Here is a 19321-nt window from a genome sequence, read left to right on the forward strand (position 1 = left end):
TGTTTAAGAGAAAAACATTCTCTTTTTCAAAATCATATTCTTTTCTTTATCCACACAAAATCATAAAAAATGTTTTTTTCCTTTACACCTCATTTATATCATGCTTCGATACGAAATATACCTTTTTAGTGTCATTTAATTTCAAAATAATTCAAAGGGAACCCCCAAAAAATGAACCATAAACAAAATTTAAAAGATGATCCTCAAAAGAAACTACAACGTGGCCTCGATAATCGTCACGTACAACTTATAGCGCTGGGAGGAGCTATTGGAACAGGACTCTTCATGGGATCAGGAAAAACAATTAGTGTAGCAGGCCCTTCTATCATACTCGTTTATGCTATTATTGGATGTGCCCTATACTTTGTCATGCGTGCAATGGGAGAATTATTGCTTTCTAATTCACAATATCGATCTCTTGTTGATTTTTCAACCGATATGCTAGGGCCGGGAATCGCTTTTTTTGTTGGCTGGAACTATTGGTTAAGCTGGGTTGTGACTGGAGCAGCAGATATTATTGCTATCATTAACTATATGCATTTCTGGTGGCCAACACTTAATCCGTGGATTGTTGTTTTTGCTTGCATTGGTTTCTTTTTAATCCTTAACCTCCTTGCCGTAAAGTTTTTCGGTGAACTTGAATTCTGGTTTGGTCTTATCAAAGTTGTAGCAATTTTAGCATTAGTTATTGTTGGATTTTATATGATCGCTACAGGCTTTACCTCTCCAAATGGTACGGTTGCTTCTCTCAGTCACGTATGGAATGGTGGAGACATATTCCCCCGAGGAATTACAGGTTTTTTTGCTGGATTTCAAATTGCCATTTTTTCTTTTGTTGGTATAGAAATTGCTGGAACAACGGCAGCTGAAGTCAAAGAACCTAAAAAAGTTCTCCCTAAAGCAATTAATGCAATACCGGTGCGTATTGTCCTTTTTTACATCCTTTCTCTTGCTGTAATTATGTCCGTTACACCTTGGAATCAAATTGTTCCAGAAAAAAGCCCCTTTGTCTCCATGTTTTGGCTTGCAGGCATTCCAATAGCTGCGGGTTTGGTCAATTTTGTTGTTCTCACCTCAGCAGCTTCTTCAGCCAATAGTGGTATTTTTTCGACTAGCCGCATGATATACGGGCTTGCAACACAAAAAGGTGCCCCTCCAATTTTGGGCAAACTTTCTAAATACCGTGTTCCAGCCAATGCTCTTTTCTTTTCTTGTTTATGTATTTTAGTAGGATATACAATTGCATCATCATCTCCAAGCATCATAAGTGCTTTTACAATTGTGACCTGCATTTCAGCGATTGCATTTTTATTCGTATGGTCCGTTATTTTAATTAGCTATATTGTGTATCGTCGCAATCACCCTCATTTACATGCTGAATCCGTCTACAAAATGCCGGGAGGTCCCATTATGTGCGGGGTTGTGTTAGTTTTCTTTGCTTTTATGCTTTATTTGTTGACATTAGAACATGACACCCTAACAGCTTTAAAATACAGTATCTTTTGGTTTATTTTCTTAGGCATCATGTACTTTATGTTTATAAGAAAAAAAATTGCTCCAAAAAATAAATAAGATTATACAAAACATTTCAAAAAAGGGTAACTAAGGGTTACCCTTTTTCTACTTAACCTGTCTCCCAACACCTCAAAAAAAGAGAATTTCTCTCAGCACAAATTTGTAAATAATCTGACCTGTTAAAGGAAGTGTGCTGCTAACCACTCATATGGTTCTAGCCTACATAAGGCTCTAGCAAAGCCTCCCCTGAATACTGACCACACATTCTTAAAATACCTAAAATGTATAAAATTTTCTATGCTTTATCACTGCTCTCAACAAGGGTTGTTGTACGGCATAATAGGATAAGATACGAGCTATTCTGCAAAGAATTTTCTATAAAACTTCACCTACCTTGGTGACTAAAAATATTTAGATTGTACTTCCCCCCAAAAAAACTATAAAAATATTTTTTATTTTTAAATAAATTATAATTATTATTTTAAGTATATTTATATAAAAAATTATTTTATCAAAATAAATAATACTATATTTTTAATATTACCATGTATAAACAATAAAAAATTAAAATTTTATACTAAGATTTATATGACAATAATTTTATAAAAAATAATTATTTCATTAAATGGTAAAATTTTTTCTTTATTTATATAAAATCATAGAAAAAAATTCCTTTACTCATCAACCATATCGTGTTCCGATAGAAGGTATTACCTTTTTTAGGATAATTTTTATTTCAAAATAACTAAAGGGAACTTCCCAAAAATGAACAAGCAAAATTTAGAAAAAAAAACTAAGAAGAAATTGCAACGTGGACTCCATAACCGCCACATACAACTTATAGCCCTTGGTGGAGCGATTGGAACAGGTCTTTTTATGGGATCAGGAAAAACAATCAGTGTAGCAGGTCCCTCAATCCTCCTCGTTTATGCGATTATTGGTTGTGCTCTATACTTTGTCATGCGTGCTATGGGAGAATTATTGCTTTCTAATACGCAATATCGATCTTTTATTGACTTCTCGACCGATCTTCTAGGGCCATGTGCTGGATTCTTCATCGGCTGGACATATTGGTTGTGTTGGATTGTCACTGGAACTGCTGAAATTATTGCTATTGTCAGTTATGCACACTTTTGGTGGCCTGAACTCAATCCATGGATTCCTGTTATCATTGGTCTTATGTCCTTTTTAATCCTTAACCTCGTCGCCGTAAAACTCTTTGGCGAACTTGAGTTTTGGTTTGGTTTTATCAAAATCATAGCAATTTTAGTTTTAATTGTTGTGGGATTTTATATGATCTTCACCGGTTTTATTTCTCCAAACGGTACAGTTGCTTCCCTTAGCAATATATGGAATGGGGGAAACCTTTTCCCGCGAGGGATTACAGGCTTTTTTGCTGGATTTCAAATTGTTATTTTTGCTTTTGTTGGCATTGAGCTGGCAGGAACAGCGGCTGCTGAAGTAAAAGAGCCTCAAACAGCCCTACCACAAGCTGTCAATTCAATACCAATCCGCATTGTATTCTTTTATATTTTCTCTCTTCTTGTGATTATGTCTGTGACGCCTTGGAATCAAATCAGTCCAGATAAAAGCCCTTTTGTAACAATGTATGCCCTTATTGGTATCCCAACTGCTGCTGGTTTGATGAACTTTGTTGTCCTCACAGCAGCAGCTTCTTCCGCAAATAGTGGAATTTTTTCTACCAGCCGTATGGTATATGGGCTCGCAACACAAAAAGGAGCACCTAAATTTTTAGGAAAACTTTCTCGTAATCACGTTCCAGCCAACGCATTATTCTTTTCATGTTTATGCATCTTATTAGGTTATACGGTTGTAACGTTATCTCAAACTCTCATAGCTGCTTTTACAATTGTTACGACAATTGCCGCAACGTTGTTTATATTTGTATGGTCTATCATTTTGATCAGCTATATCGTCTATCGTCGCAACCGTCCTCTCCAGCATGCTGTCTCTCCCTATAAAATGCCAGGAGGTGTTATTATGTGTTGGATCCTTCTCGTTTTCTTTGCATTCATTATTTATTTATTGTCATTAGAAGCAGATACTGCCATAGCTTTAAAATATACTCCAGCATGGTTTATATTTTTAGGCATTGTATATTTTCTTTTTGGAAGAAAGAATTATGCGAAAACTTAAAAAATAAAGCCCTTTAAACAATAAAGCTTGTGTTGCAAGAAAACATATAAAAAGGGTAACTCAAGTTACCCTTTTTTGATATTTGTCTATAAAATTATAAAGCTGATAAAAGATCTCTGGAGAGACTTCAATTACGTTCTTTATCAACCAAAGCGTTAGATTTTATCCAAGGCATCATAGAACGAAGTTTTTTACCAACTTCTTCAATAGGATGATTATCATTTAAACGCCGCATAGTTTTAAAATGAGCCGCACCTGCCTTATATTCTTGAATCCAATTCGATGTAAATTTACCTGTTTGAATATCTTTCAATATACGCTTCATTTCTGCTCTGGTTTCATCCGTAATCACACGTGGACCAGACATATATTCACCCCACTCTGCTGTATTAGAAATCGAATAATTCATATTTGCAATGCCCCCTTCATACATGAGATCAACAATCAGTTTAACCTCATGTAAACATTCAAAATAAGCCATTTCTGGTGCATAACCTGCTTGTGTGAGTGTTTCATACCCTGCTCGAATCAGTTCAACAAGACCACCACACAGAACTGCTTGTTCACCAAAAAGATCCGTTTCACACTCTTCTTTAAATGTTGTTTCAATCACCCCAGCACGTCCACCACCAAGTCCACATGCATAAGATAATGCTACACTATGAGCATGCCCTGAAGCATCTTGCGCCACCGCTATTAAGCAAGGAACACCACAACCCCGTTGGTATTCATGACGAACTGTATGCCCTGGACCTTTAGGAGCAATCATCACAATATCAACGGTTTTTTTAGGTTCAATCAAGCCAAAATGAATGCTCAAACCATGAGCAAAAGCAATCGCCGCCCCATCACGTAAATGGTCATGAATATGCTCTTTATAAATATCAGCTTGCAACTCATCTGGTGTTGCCATCATGATAAGATCTGCCCATTTTGCTGCCTCAGCAACACTCACCACTTCAAACCCATCGGCCTTAGCCTTTTTAACTGTTTGCGACCCTGAACGCAAAGCTATCTGCACATTTTGTACACCGGAATCTTTCAAATTCAAAGCGTGTGCACGCCCTTGAGAACCATAACCAATAATGGCCACTTTTTTTCCTTTAATGAGATTAACATCCGCATCACGATCATAATAAACACGCATAAAAACACTTCCTTCCTTCTCTATTTAAACTGGATTTCAGATTATTTTTATTAAATAAGAAACACTATTATCTTCAGTGCATCACACACTCATAAAGATAAAAAACGCTGCTTATAAAAACACAGCAATTGAATAATTTTTTAAAGTTTACATATTGCATAGAAAAACTGTAGCCCCCAAACATTCCCAAAACATATATGAATCCCCAAATAAACTTCAACTGCTGTCCTACAAAGGCGATACTTACACAAAACAAGATTTCCAAAGAAAATATATTTGCTAAGATTCTATTCTTCTATCGCGCAACAAAACGTTATAGCCTAAAATTAAGATACAACATATAACTTCTAGCATGAACCAAATTAATATGGATAGCAAGAAAAATTACAAAATAACAAAGATTGTTTAATACAACCTTCAAAAGCATATAGACAGTAATATCTCTGAAATAACAGAGAATATGCATTCCCTTACAACTTTTACTTTTTACATTCTCTAATAGCCACGCCTGTCTCACAAAACAAAATGTCCCAAATAGAACACTCTTGTGTTATTCACCCATGCACTTTTTTTTAAATATCTCACTGTGCTCGAGCTCTTTTCAAGAAGCCCTAGCCTAAGATTTGTAAAAGTCTAAGATTTATGGTGCCCCCTCTTTCCTTCATAAAGCGATAAGTTGATATCATCACTCTATTTTTTGCTCCCAATATACAGCAACGCGTATTGCATGGATCTCATTTATAAAAAGTATTTTCTGATTTTAAATCCATTCCTGATGAAATCATTGAAATCCTCGCATTTCACAAGAAAAACCATGAAATGAGCCCAAGAAAATTCTGTATACTCATTCATTAAAAGTCCTAGAAATTTCCTCATAATGAAAAATACTTTCAAAATTCTATTTTTCATCCCCCTATATCTTATCCCTTTGAAGAAAGTATAGTAAGAAGGTCACTCATAATGACGATCTAAATAAAAAGTGTCTCAAGCACTCAAAAAAACAAAAAACGATCAATAAACAGAGAAATAATAGAATATTTATAACACGTGTTAACAGTGCTATTTATTTAAACAGATATAAAATTATTTTTTTAAGATAAACTGGACTTTATAAAAGTTTCTTTTCCAATTTTATAGAGAGAAAAGGATTACGATAATAACCGGAGAAAACGCTGAATAGTCTCATGCATTCCATACTCCAACGCATCAGCAATAAGCCCATGGCCAATAGAAACTTCATCAAGCCAAGGAATATTTTTGACTAGAGCAGAAAGATTCATAATCGTCAGATCATGCCCTGCATTCATACCTAACTGCAACTCTTTCGCTCTTTTTGCCGCTAGAACAAGTTTATCGAGCTCTTGATTTTGTTTTATTTTGTCCTGAAATGCACCACCGTAAGGTCCCGTGTAAAATTCTACACGATCAGCCCCTAGTGCTTTAGCAATATCAAGACCATCGATAGAAGGATTAGCAAACAATGATACACGAATCTTTCTTTTTTTTAAATTCTGAATAATAGGGGCTAAAAATTCTGCACTCTGAGCAAAATTCCACCCATGATCAGATGTTGATTGATCTGGATCATCAGGGACAAGAGTGATCTGGTCAGCATAGTTTTCAGCAATACCCAAAAACTGATCACTTGGATAACCTTCAATATTAAACTCAGCCGTAGGAAAAGTGTTTTTTATTAAACCATATATATCTGGCAAATCCGCAAAACGAATATGCCTTTCATCAGGGCGCGGATGAACCGTCACCCCTGCCGCTCCAGCGGCAAGCGCTATATGCCCAATATTCTTGATACTTGGCCACGGAAGATTACGTCGGTTGCGCAAAACAGCAACAGCATTAAGATTAACGGAAAGTTTTACCGCCATGCCCATATTTCCATTTTTTTACAGTGTATCACAAGATAGAAAAAAGGCATTTTCCATCTAAAACTCAGATGATATACATATTTTTTCTATCGGACAATCGTTAAACGCTCTGCTGCGCGGGTAATTCCCGTATAAAGCCAGCGTGCATACATATCACGAAAGGCAAAACTTTCATCAAACAAAACGACATTGTTCCATTGAGAACCTTGCGCTTTATGAACCGTCAAAGCATACCCATAATCAAAATCATCATATCGCTTTTTTAATGCCCACGAAATTTCCTGATCAGGATTTTCAAAAGCTGCTTTTAAAAGTTTAATTTTTGTTACCCCACGCTCACTCTCTTCTGGTTTTACCAGAAGATTAATACTTGGTTTAACCGTCTCTTTCTGTGAAGTCATCACCTTCCATAAAGAGCCATTTAATAAACCTTTAGGAGGATCATTTCGCAAACACACAAGCTTATCTCCCGCTTGCGGATAATCTGCTGTAAATCCCTTTAACATACGCAAACGCTGATTATAAAGGTGACGTGTACGATTAATTCCGACCAAGACCTGATCCGCATCCAAAACCAATTGTTGATTAACCTCTTTACGTGTCACAACGCGCGCTTCTCCATAGTCACCATAAGCAATATCGCGTCCTTCACGCACATCCATAGCAAGCCGGATAATCGGATTATCTCTCGCTTGCCGATGAATTTCTGAGAGAAGAAAATCTGGTTCCCCATTGGAAAAAAAGCCTCCACCTGAAATAGGAGGCAATTGACCTGGATCACCAAGAACAAGAATTGGCGTCCGAAAACTCATTAAATCACGCGCCAATTGTTCATCGACCATCGAGCATTCATCAACAATAATGAGTTTAGCTTGTGCAGCAGCACTTCTTCGATTTAATGTAAATGTTGGAGCAATAGACTTTTTTCCCGTAATTTCATCGGAAACTTCCTCTTCTCCACGTGGACAATAAATCAATGAATGAATTGTACAAGCATTGCTTGCACCTTTAGAACGCAAAACCTGCGCTGCCTTGCCCGTAAAAGCAGCAAACTGGACAGAACCATCAACTGTCTCTGCAAAATAGCGTGCGAGTGTCGTCTTACCCGTTCCCGCATAGCCAAAAAGGCGAAAAAGAGGAGAATGCCCTTCCCTCAACCACGCGGCAACAGCCTTCAATGCATTATTCTGTTCCGACGAAAATTGCATGATTTATCAAAATAAGATTCGCATAAAAAGAGCAAGCATTAAAAAACATGACCCAAAAAACTGTCATTAAGAATTTCTCATACACAGGCTATTGAATAACTTTCGTAGCACAATTATCAATTATTTACCCATTGCTTTTTCAAGATCTGGTAACAATCTAAATCCTACCTATACATCGATCCTCGATGTAACACCTTATACTTATCCAATAAAATATCATTTTTTACAACAGTAACACCAACAATGGAATATGCATATCTTAAATTTAAAATAACACCTATTGTACGCTTTTTCGAACCAAAGTTTAGAATGAGAAAAAGAGCATTGCAAGTGCAACACCCTCGCGAGAAAAAATGTCCGTAACAGGATAAGAAGTATGTAATTTTATGAATACTATTTTACACAATCAATCAGCTTTCTGGCACATAAAATAAAGTACATCCATTATTACGAAATAATAATTAAATATATCAAAAACCTTTTGGCAGAAATAGAAAGAGCTCTCAACAAAACTCCTTAATCCCATGAAGATATACCTATAAAGTTCCTATCTCCCTCTTATCATGATTTTAATAAATTTTACTCTTCATGCTACAAATAAGTTATATCTCAATGAATAAAGAGAGACATCACGCTTATATGAAGCACGCTTTATCTCGCACAAATATATGTAGCTTTTCCTGTTTCGACAATAAAATCTGGTTCGTAAAGATGGCCTTCTTGGTAGTCTATTATAAGACAACTGGGACATGGTTTCAGTCCAGCCTAGCACTTCAGATTCGTCCTCTAAAATATGAGAAAAGTGCAATTCTCCATCTACTCAGTCAAACTTTTTTGTCACAATGTTTTAAAGTTTATAAAAACTAACTGATTAATGCTATTCTTATTGCTAGAAATAATAATGAAATCAAGAAAGACAATTTGTTAATAAGGCTTGTTGTTATGTCAAAATATCAGCGGTGATATTGCTTTTTAATTGTTTTAGAAATGAAATAATAAGCTCAAATATTAATGAAACGAGAGGTTTAAATTGAAAATATTGATTCCAGACGATTATCAAAAAGCCACTCTAACATTACAGCCTATTACAAAATTAATGAAATCGCATGAAGTGCTGGTTATAAACAATTTAGCTAAAGAATGTAATTTAGAAGATAAGCTCAGAGAAATAGACATTCTTATCTTAATCAGAGAGCGGACTATTGTTGATAGAAATCTTCTCCTAAAACTGCCAAATTTAAAATTAATCTGCCAAACAGGTCCTATAGGTTCACATATTGATATAGAAGCTTGTAGAGAGTTCGGAATTGAAATATTAGACGGTGGTGGAGATCCAACTTCTGCTGCTGAATTTGCATGGCTCTTAATGATGTCTGCGCGTAGAAAACTCTATCAATCTGTGTCTGATATGAAAAAAGGACAATGGCAAACAACATTTGGCAACCAAATGAAAGGGGCTACTCTTGGAATATTCGGGTTTGGGCGTATCGGCAAAATGGTTGCTCAATATGCTCAAGCTTTTGGCATGTCCATTTTGGTTTATGGGAGCGAGCGTTCAACGCAAGAAGCAAAAAATTTAGGTTATCATTTTACGCATTCAAAAGATGAGTTTTTTACACGTCCTGACATTATATCTCTACATTTGCGTTTAAGCGATAAAACCAGAGAAATCATTAAACTAAATGATCTATTGAGTATGAAGCCTCATGCTATTTTTGTCAACACAGCGCGTTCAGCTTTGGTTGAAAAAGGGGCAATAGAAAAAATACTAACTTTGGAAAATTCAACTTACTTTGCACTGGATGTTTATGACAGCGAGCCAGTATATGAGAGCAAATTATTGCAATCAGACAGAGTTCTGTGCACACCGCATCTGGGCTATGTGACTAAAGAAAGTTTTGAGAATTATATTGAAAAAGCTTGTCAAAATATAGCGTCTTTTATGAAGAGCGCTTAATGCCGGTTGAGTCAATGTTTATAAAATTTATTCTTTATCGCTAGCATATCAAATTTGCACGACACATCATAGGTTATTTCCTTGAATTAAGCGTATTTCTTAGCTTTCATATGAATACCAATCGTATTGATAGATTTTTATGTAATCAGCATAAAATACTAATTTATTGTTGCAATCATTATTTAAAAAGGCAATTTTATTGGATTACTCTTTAATTGGAGGGAGGGCATAGTGGGCAATAATAAATTTATAGAAAAAAATTATTATCGATGGATTATATTACTTGTTGCCACGATCGCCCAAACATCAGCCTGCTTCTTTGTTCAAGGGATTGGTCCTTTAGCTGAATTTTTTAAGAAGGATTTTTCGCTCAGTGACTCTCAGATAGGTTTGCTGTCTTCAGCTGCGCAGTTCCTCCCTATTATTGGATTACTTGTAGCTGGCGAATTACTAGATAAGTTTAACGAGCGCTATATTGTTGGCGTTGGCGCGGTCGGTGTTTCTGCCACTCTTTTGTTGGGAACAATCGCAGATAACTATATTTCCCTTTTGCTTTGTTTGCTCATTGTCGGGGGATTTTATAGTTCTGTTCAACCCGGTGGTGCTAAATCTGTTTCTTCATGGTTTCCACAATCCCAGCGCGGATTTGCAATGGGAATAAGACAGGCAGGACTACCATTAGGTGGAGCTTTGGCTGGAATAGTTCTTCCTGCGAGTGCACGTATCTATGGTATACAAGGTGCGTTTTTGGTTGGTGCCATCGTTTCTTTTTTAGGTGGATGTCTATTTATTATTTTTTATCACTCACGAGCAAAAGTTATCGCTATCGTTCCAGAAAAAAGGGGAAGAGTTTCATTCTATACAAATGTAAGGTCTCGTCTTGCAATGTTGGCTGCGCCACATATGAAGAATATTATTTTTTCAGGCGTTTCACTTACGATAGTTCAATATGTTTTAACCATTTTTATAACGATTTATTTTCATAGAATCTATCACCTGTCTTTAGATAAAAGTGCTTATTTGTTTTTTGTATCACAAACTTCTGGTGCCTTAGGAAGAATTATCTTAGCAGCGTGGAGTGATCATTGTAGAAAAGGACGATTTTTTCCAGTCTTGTTTTGCATGATTGCAGTCGTTTTTGGATTATTAATATTAATTTTGAGCATTCATGGATCCATAATTTATTTAACGCTTTTATCTGCTTGGTTAGGTTTTTTTGGAATGGGATGGTATGGCCCTTGGGTTGCTTATATTGTAGACTCCTCGCCAAAAGAAAGCATTGGCTTTTCTCTGGGTTTAGCAATGTCTGTCAACCAAATCGCAATTATTACTGCCCCACCATTATTTGGATTAATCCAAGATTTTACAGACACTTATTTACTAACATGGCTGATTTTAATTTTAATGATTGTTTTTTCACTTTTCTTAATAAAAAAGTAGGCAAATATAATTGGAGAGAAAATTATAATGATAAATGAAAATACTTTTGAGTTGAGCAATGGCGAAAGAAACAAACTTTGGGAAACTTTAGACCATGCTATTTATGATCCATACGGTGGTATTGAATACTCGGTTGAGTTAAAAAAATCTATTATCTAAAAGATGCAACGAAATAGCTATTAATGTGAACGTATGAATTAAAAAAACAAACAGCGTGTACAAATAATAATATACCCCGTATCTTTAAATAAAGCCCCATGTCTTTAAACAAAGAATAAAAATCATAAAATGAGCTCTAAGGATAATACACAAAGAAGAGACAGAGATGAAGCCTCCAAAGACTTCATCATCACCATCCTTCACCATTTTGCGAACATATTCATTTTATACAAGAATTTTCCCCGCAGAAGAAACAGCATTTGCAACAGTTTCCTCGCTTGCTTCATCAGGTAATAACATCTCATTATGGGCACATCCCGATGGGATCATGGGAAAACAATTTTCTAAATGATAAACACGACAATCAAAAAGAACAGGCTTATCACTGTCAATCATTTGCTGAATTTTATCATCAAGTTCATCGGGTTTTGAACAATAAATTCCCACCGCTCCATAAGCTTGTGCCAATTTCACAAAGTCAGGCATCGATTCCGTATAAGAGTGAGAAAGACGATTACCATGCAGTAATTGCTGCCACTGACGAACCATTCCCATATATTGATTATTTAAAATAAAAATTTTCACAGGTGTGTCATGTTGAATGGCTGTTGCTAGCTCTTGAATATTCATCTGAATGGAAGCATCACCAGAAATACAAACAACAAGCGCATCAGGATGGGCTATTTGAACACCAATTGCCGCAGGAAGACCATACCCCATTGTTCCAAGACCACCAGAAGTCATCCAATGTTTTGGTTCATCAAAATGATAATATTGCGCCGCCCACATCTGATGCTGTCCAACATCCGTTGTAATATAAGCACGAGCATCTTTGGTCAGTGCATAAAGCCGTTCAAGAGCATATTGGGGCATGATAACATCTTTTTTTTCCATATATGCCAATGAATTACGAGCTTTCCAGCGATTAATTTGCGTCCACCATATTTTTCGACTTTCTTGATCAAACTTTGATTTCTGCTCATGCAAATGTTGCATTATATCTGCCAAAACATGCCCTACATCGCCAATAAGTGGAACTTCTGCTTTGACGATTTTATTGATGGAAGAAGGATCAATATCAATATGAATAATACGTGCATGAGGTGCAAATGCATCAAGGCGCCCTGTGATACGATCATCAAACCGAGCGCCAACAGCCAACATGACATCACAATCATGCATGGCCATATTAGCCTCATAGGTTCCATGCATTCCCAGCATTCCGAGCCAATTTTTTCCAGAAGCAGGATAAGCACCAAGTCCCATTAAAGTTGAGGTAATGGGAAAATCTCCCCATTGAACTAAATTACGCAAGAGCTGGATAGCCTCCCCTCCCGATGAAATAACACCACCACCAGAATAAATAACAGGGCGTTTTGCCTCAACTAAAAGAGAAACAGCCGTTTCAATAGCCTCACGATTATTCCCTTTCAACGGTAGAGAAGAACGCGAAGACTCTTGAACTTGAGGCGCCCTATAAAATCCTGAAGCAAATTGAACATCCTTGGGAATATCGATCAAAACCGGTCCTGGGCGTCCCGAACGCGCAAGAGAAAAAGCTTCATGAATAATATTCGCAAGATCATTGACATCTTTAACCAACCAATTACGCTTCGTACAAGGCTTTGTAATTCCAACTGTATCAGCCTCTTGAAAAGCATTTGTTCCAATTAGCGTTGTCGCTACCTGACCAGAAAAACAAACAAGAGGGATAGAATCCATGAGAGCATCTTGCAAAGGTGTCACAGCATTCGTTGCTCCTGGACCAGAAGTTACAAGCATAACACCGACCTTTCCAGTACTGCGTGCATAGCCTTCCGCAGCATGCCCCGCTGCTTGTTCATGGCGTACCAAAATATGCTGGAGTGTATCTTGGTGATAAAGAACGTCAAAAATAGGAAGAACAGCCCCACCAGGATAACCAAAAATATGTGTAACCCCTTGATCTATAAGAGCCTGAACCACTATTTCAGCCCCCGACATTACTTTTCCATCTGCACTCTCTTGCTGTCTTGGATCATTTCTCATTTTTCCCACTCACCTACTTGATAGGACAATAAAAAAGCCCCTAACGGAGCCCATAAAAAAAGACTCTCAAGGAGCCCTCTACACAACACATATTGTACGATCTCCCCCATTATTCCAACGCATAAAATATATAAAAAAACTCTTTATAGAGGAATTTCTAATTCCATTGAACCCATTCGTCAATAAAAAATTAATATTTTCTCAAAAATTTCTTCTTAAAGCTCCAGTTTTTTCATCAAGAAGTAAGAATCCATTCTTTATCAAATTGATGACGAAACCATGTCATTTGTCTTTTTGCGTATCTCCTCGTTTGTGTTTTCACCGCTTCCAGAGCATTTTCAAAGCTTCTATCTCCATCCAAATAAGCCATAAATTCAGGTATACCAATTGCTTTCATCGCTGGTAACGAAGGGGAAAGCATAAGTTTCTTTATGGCCACCACCTCTTCTAAAACCCCTCCTTCAATCATAGTGTCCAAACGTTTATGAATACGTTCATAAAGCAGAGGGCGAGGTGGCATGAGAAGAATTTTTTCAGCACAACTAGGCGCAATGAGAGGTGTTGTTTTTTGCTTCTGCCACCAACTGAGCTTCTCACCGGTTGCCTCATAAACTTCTAAAGCACGAACAATACGCTGTCCATCTTGCGAAGAAATCTTTTCAGCAACAACAGCATCAATCTGTAACAATTGGCGATAAAGACTTGCAACACCCTCTTTATCAAGCAGCAAGCGCCATTTCTGCCGCACAACATCTGGAACACGAGGGATTTGCGAAATCCCCTCCAAAAGAGCACGAAAATAAAGTCCTGTTCCACCAACAAAAATAACGGATCTCGATGAAAAAGTAACCAACAGCTTCTCAACATCACACAACCATTGTCCTACTGAATAATTCAAACGAGGACTCACATGACCGTAAAGATAATGGGGAACAATCGCGGTATCAGCTTCCCTCGGACGTGCCGTTAAAATATTTAAAACGTCATAAACCTGCATTGAATCAGTATTAATAATGAGAGCATTTCTTTCTTGAGCCATTTGCAAAGCAAGTTCTGATTTTCCACTCGCCGTGGGCCCTGCTATCAATGTAATTGTTCTCTCTGTCATGAAGAGCAATTCCTATCAATTAGCAACTTATTGCAACATGCATGACTGTCCGCAAAGCGCCTGTATTTTCCCTTCCATTATCATAAAGTAAAAACTTTAAAAAAAATACGAACAAGATTTCCCCTTCAAAATAAAGAAAACTTGTATGAAAACTATAAAAGAAAAGAATGGATTTAATAACAACATCAAAGGAATGTTCCAAGCATTTTGTGCGATCATACTTCAATAATAAACCATAAGCATAATCATTCTGTCTATTAGGCCTTTATCTTCATTTATGTCAATAATACTAAGTTAAAACTATACAATCAAACAGATTTATTTTTTCTATAAAAACAGCATATTGCTTTGAGTTATCATAAGAGCCTCTGAAATTTTCTTCTTCACACTTTCTTTTTTATCAGCACTTTTTTTCATTCATCATAAAGAAAGATGTCAATATATCCATAACTTGATTGAGCCTAATACGATTTTTCTACAGAATGGCTTTTTCAAACTGAAGAGAAAAAACGTTCTCTACAGTACAAAACGTATAATTACAAAGTGCTGAAAGTCTGCCTCTCTCATAAGATACGATATCAATACCATTCACCTAAGCGACAGAAATTATAAAAATCTCTTTAAAAAGACGGAAAATATGACTGCTAACTTGTACTTTTATTTAGCTCAAAAATGGAGCCGTCCAATGGACTTTATGTCATACAATCCACACTCTCCATCGTGAAATAGACTTAAAAAAACACGAGATAGATATAAGGTTGAGCTACTTAAATACCCATATATTAAAGCCAATAAAAACAAAAAAACGAGTTTTTCAAACATCAATCCTATAAGGCATCAATCCATTGGGATCGTTACGAACCGTAACTCTCCATCTGGACGCGCTACAATGAAGAGAGCATTTTTGCGTCCAGCTTCACGTAATTTATGAAAACGCTTTTTAGCCTCATCAATTGTTGTAATAGCGCTCTGATTGATATCAACAATCACTTCACCAACGCGAATACGCTTTTTATCCGCAGCACTATTTTGTGTAACAGATGTCACCACGAGTCCTCGAAGTTTATCTGAAATTGAATAACGATGACGCAAATCCTCTGTCAATTCAGATAACGTCATGCCCATCAATTGCATTGTTGCACTTTTCGGCAGATCATTACCTTTTTTATCTTCGACTTCTTCTTCTTCTGTATCTTCATCGTCATCGGTCTCAATCAAACGTCCAAGCTTAACTTTTACGGTTTTTTCTTTCCCATTCCGAAAAATAGTGACATCCACAACTCTTCCTTCTGGACTCTCCGCAACTAAACGGGGTAAATCATGTGCATGTTTAATTTTGGAATTCCCAAAGGAAAGAATAACATCTCCTGTTTGCAATTGGCTATTATCGACATTATTTTTTTCCGTCTGTTCTACTTTACCAGCCACCAACGCTCCTACAGCATTGTCTAGTTTTAAACTTTTTGCAATATCCTCTGTCACCGGCTGAATACGAATAGCCAACCACCCACGCCTTATTTCTCCAAAATCACGCAACTGGTTAATCACAGAAAGAGCCATATCCGATGGAATAGCAAACCCAATACCAATCGATCCTCCAGAAATAGAAACAATGGCTGTATTAATGCCAATGACTTCACCATTTCTATCAAATAACGGACCACCAGAATTGCCTCGATTAATCGCTGCATCTGTTTGAATAAAATTATCATAAGGACCAGCATTAAGATCACGGTTACGTGCAGAAATAATACCAACCGTTACACTCCCACCAAAACCATAAGGATTACCAATAGCCATAACCCAGTCACCAATACGCGCTTTTTCTGAGTCACCAAAACGCACAGCTTTTAATTTTTTACGTCCCGCATCCACTTGAAGCAACGCTAAATCCGTTTTGCTATCCTTACCAAGGAGCTTTGCCTTGAGTTTTGTACCATCCGTAAAATTCACTTCAATATCATCAGCATCAACGATAACATGATAATTTGTAACAATAAGCCCTTCTTGCGCATCAATTACAAAACCAGACCCCAAAGAACGCACCTTTTGAAATTGACTATTTTTTTCCCCTTCTTTGGGTGTAAAAAAATCATTAAAATATTCTTCCAGCAATGAATCTTTGGGAATAACGGGTATCGAAGTATTTTCATCCTGTTCTGTTCCTTCAACAGTCTGTGCCGTAGAAATATTCACAACCGTCTCCAAAAGCTCAGAAGCTAAATCAGGAACAGAAGGCAATGTCTTATTTGTCTCCGCGCTCCAAGACAAACGCATGGATCCTAATAAAAGCAAAATCACACAAAAAATAACTCTTGTGATAAAAGACTTCAAAAATATATTTCTACTCACGATACTTCTACCCATGACATGCCTTAAACCAAAGCTGTAAAGAGCCTTACTCAATATTTATTATGCAAAATCAGTATGGCTTAACATTCTTTTATATTCATCATAAAAACAAGGAGCTATAGAGGATACTGCTCAGACACGTACCCTCCATACATTGTTTCATCTATTCCCCATTGGACTTTGAATCAGTTTTATTCAAATTAGGACTCATTGTTGATGAAAGTTTTTTCTTTGCTTGCGGAGAATTTCGAAAATAAAAAAAGAAATCCTCATTTGATGAAATCACCATCGGTATTCTCTCTAAATTCTTATACTGCTCCATCGCTAACCAAAAATCGTAAAAAGATGGATTAACTTCTCGCGCTTTGAGTAAAATGCGAATACTTTCAGCCTGTCCTTCACCGCGGGTAATTTCAGCATCACGCTTTGCAGCCGCCACAATTTCTTCATATTCACGATTTGCCTCTGCAATGATACGATCTCGTTCTTGTTGACCACGAGCGCGAATATTTTCCGCAACCGCTTCCCGCTCCGCAGCCATTTGCCGATAAACATCTTCGGAAACAGCATCGGTTAAATCGGTTTTTCGAATACGCACATCAACAATCTTAATACCCAGCGAACCCGCATCTATAGAAAATTGCTTTTGAACCTCAGCCATCATCGCACCTCGTTCATCTGATAAGGCTGCTTTAAATTCTCGCTTACCATAAACAGCCCGCAAAGCGTCAATAAAGCGTGGTGCGAGATTTTCACGTGCTGCAATTTGCGGGCGCCCTGAAGCAATACGCTGTAAAAACAATTTAGGATCTGTAATACGATAAATAAAGAACGCATCCACTTCATAATAAGCCCCCCCACGAACTTGCACAGATTGTGTAGGAACATCGTAACGCAACAACCGATTATCCACCACAATCATCTTATCCACAAAAGGTATTTTTACATAAATTCCAGGATTAGATTCCACCTTAACAATCTGTCCAAAGCGCTTAATAGCAACTTGTTGACGAGGATAGACAATAAAAAATGACATCCACAACATGACCAAAAAAATTATTATGGTACTAAAAACAAACAAAAAACGAGACTGCTGCATGATTAACGTCCTCCAGAAATCTGAGTATCCAAGAGCGATGTAGAACGTGCTGATTTTATCTTTGCTTTTTCTGATAAATTATGACGCAGCAATTCATTCAAAGGAAGATAAGGCACCGCAGGAGAATTAATTTGATCGAGAAGCAATTTATTGGGTGAAGAAAAAATACGCCCCATCGTCTCCATATAAAGACGATAACGCGCAGCCTCTGGTGAAATTGCAGCCTCACGAGCTATGGCTTGGAAACGTTCAGCACGTCCTGTTGCCTCTTCAACCATTTGTGCTTTTTCACCTTTTGCGATTTCCCGTGTCCGTGAAGCTTCACCATTTGCTAAACCAATTTTTGTAAAACGCACACGATTTCCTTCTTCAATCATTCGTCCACGTTCTTGCTCAGCCTGCTGCACAGAATTAAACGCCGCAGCAACTTTGGTAGGAGGAGCAGCTTCACTAATCGATACACGGCTTATTTCAACCCCGAGTTGATATTTATCGACAGTCAACTGGGTAATCTTTCTCACATCGTTAGCAACTTCTTCTTTTTTATCACGTAAAACATCATCAACAGGTCTTGAGCCAATAACCTCTCGCATTGCACTTTCAGCGACCTGACGAACAGTTCCTTCTTGATCATTCACATTAAATAAAAATTGCCCTGGGTGTGAAATGCGATAGTAAACAGAAAAATTGACATTCACAATATTTTGATCACTCGACAGCATCAAACCTTCACTTTGTTGTCTCTGTCCAGGCTGTCCACCAATTGCAATTGTTTTTTCCGTTAAAGGAACTTTCATATAAGTCTCAATAGGCCAAAAATGAAAATGCAATCCATCACCGATAATTTCTTCCTTAGGCACACCGAAACGCAATTCTACGGCTTGCTCATTTTGTTGAACAATATAAAGTGACTGATAGAGGAAAAAAAACACAACAAGCAGAAAGAACAAGACAAAAACGCCCCCTCGACTAAATTGTTTAAACTGATCCTGTCCTTTACGCAAAATATCATCAAGATTGGGGCCATTTCCGCCACCATTATTGCCACCAGAACCAAAAAGATTCTTAGCCGATGTTTTTTTATCACCACTGTTCTTGTTTTTATCGCCACTCCACGGGCCACCACCATTTTGATTTGTCCAGGGCATTATCACCTCTTTAACTGACTACCATTCATTCAAATACCAACCCTTCACTTAAAGCCTATAGGGTTCCTCTTATCTCAATTACGCAACGGATAAACCCTTTCCACTTCATATGACAAAAAA

13 protein-coding genes are annotated in these 19321 nt (G+C 37.1%); 5 read left to right on the forward strand and 8 right to left on the reverse strand.

The annotated features are described in order from the left end of the window. The first annotated feature begins 171 nt into the window (after positions 1–171). Together FJG96_RS07665 and FJG96_RS07670 are read left to right on the forward strand one after the other, a co-directional pair. Positions 172–1572, forward strand: a complete 1401-nt coding sequence (locus FJG96_RS07665; RefSeq protein ID WP_139413426.1) for an amino acid permease — start codon at positions 172–174, stop codon at positions 1570–1572. A gap of 708 nt (positions 1573–2280) precedes the next feature. Further along, positions 2281–3672, forward strand: a complete 1392-nt coding sequence (locus FJG96_RS07670; RefSeq protein ID WP_139413427.1) for an amino acid permease — start codon at positions 2281–2283, stop codon at positions 3670–3672. A 127-nt stretch (positions 3673–3799) separates the two neighbouring features. Here FJG96_RS07670 and ilvC read toward each other — a convergent pair whose 3' ends face one another. From ilvC to FJG96_RS07685, 3 genes are all read right to left on the reverse strand, one after another. Then, positions 3800–4819, reverse strand: coding sequence for a ketol-acid reductoisomerase (gene ilvC / locus FJG96_RS07675; RefSeq protein WP_139413428.1), 1020 nt, complete (start codon positions 4817–4819; stop codon positions 3800–3802). Between the two features lie 1148 nt (positions 4820–5967). Next, the gene (locus tag FJG96_RS07680) at positions 5968–6702 is read right to left on the reverse strand and encodes a pyridoxine 5'-phosphate synthase (protein ID WP_139413429.1); all 735 of its coding nucleotides are present in this window, start codon (positions 6700–6702) and stop codon (positions 5968–5970) included. Positions 6703–6788: 86 nt separating this feature from the next. After that, positions 6789–7910: an ATP-dependent DNA helicase gene (locus tag FJG96_RS07685; protein ID WP_139413430.1), complete on the reverse strand. Its 1122-nt coding sequence runs from the start codon at positions 7908–7910 to the stop codon at positions 6789–6791. Between the two features lie 1030 nt (positions 7911–8940). Here FJG96_RS07685 and FJG96_RS07690 point away from each other — a divergent pair. From FJG96_RS07690 to FJG96_RS09225, 3 genes are all read left to right on the forward strand, one after another. Then, positions 8941–9867 (forward strand): D-2-hydroxyacid dehydrogenase family protein, encoded by a 927-nt coding sequence (locus FJG96_RS07690; protein WP_139413431.1) that lies wholly within the window; start codon positions 8941–8943, stop codon positions 9865–9867. A 231-nt stretch (positions 9868–10098) separates the two neighbouring features. Then, positions 10099–11307: an MFS transporter gene (locus FJG96_RS07695; protein ID WP_139413432.1), complete on the forward strand. Its 1209-nt coding sequence runs from the start codon at positions 10099–10101 to the stop codon at positions 11305–11307. Between the two features lie 27 nt (positions 11308–11334). Further along, a complete protein-coding gene (locus FJG96_RS09225) occupies positions 11335–11466 on the forward strand; it encodes a hypothetical protein (protein ID WP_281279024.1) in 132 nt (43 codons plus the stop codon). Between the two features lie 225 nt (positions 11467–11691). Here the strand turns inward: FJG96_RS09225 and FJG96_RS07700 are convergent, their stop codons facing one another. From FJG96_RS07700 to hflK, 5 genes are all read right to left on the reverse strand, one after another. Then, entirely contained in the window at positions 11692–13494 is a 1803-nt protein-coding gene (locus FJG96_RS07700; RefSeq protein WP_139413433.1) for an acetolactate synthase 3 large subunit, read from the reverse strand. Positions 13495–13729: 235 nt separating this feature from the next. Then, complete coding sequence (gene miaA, locus FJG96_RS07705; protein WP_139413434.1) at positions 13730–14602, reverse strand: tRNA (adenosine(37)-N6)-dimethylallyltransferase MiaA; 873 nt, start codon at positions 14600–14602, stop codon at positions 13730–13732. A gap of 837 nt (positions 14603–15439) precedes the next feature. Then, positions 15440–16969, reverse strand: coding sequence for a Do family serine endopeptidase (locus tag FJG96_RS07710; RefSeq protein WP_139413435.1), 1530 nt, complete (start codon positions 16967–16969; stop codon positions 15440–15442). A 148-nt stretch (positions 16970–17117) separates the two neighbouring features. Next, positions 17118–18053 carry a protease modulator HflC gene (gene hflC, locus FJG96_RS07715; protein WP_139413436.1) on the reverse strand — a complete coding sequence of 312 codons (936 nt, stop codon included), beginning with the start codon at positions 18051–18053 and terminating at the stop codon, positions 17118–17120. 2 nt (positions 18054–18055) lie between these two features. Continuing rightward, complete coding sequence (hflK, locus tag FJG96_RS07720) at positions 18056–19201, reverse strand: FtsH protease activity modulator HflK (protein WP_139413437.1); 1146 nt, start codon at positions 19199–19201, stop codon at positions 18056–18058. Positions 19202–19321: the final 120 nt, after the last annotated feature.

It is taken from the genome of Bartonella mastomydis, from assembly GCF_900185775.1.
GTDB classification, from domain to species: Bacteria; Pseudomonadota; Alphaproteobacteria; order Rhizobiales; family Rhizobiaceae; genus Bartonella; species Bartonella elizabethae.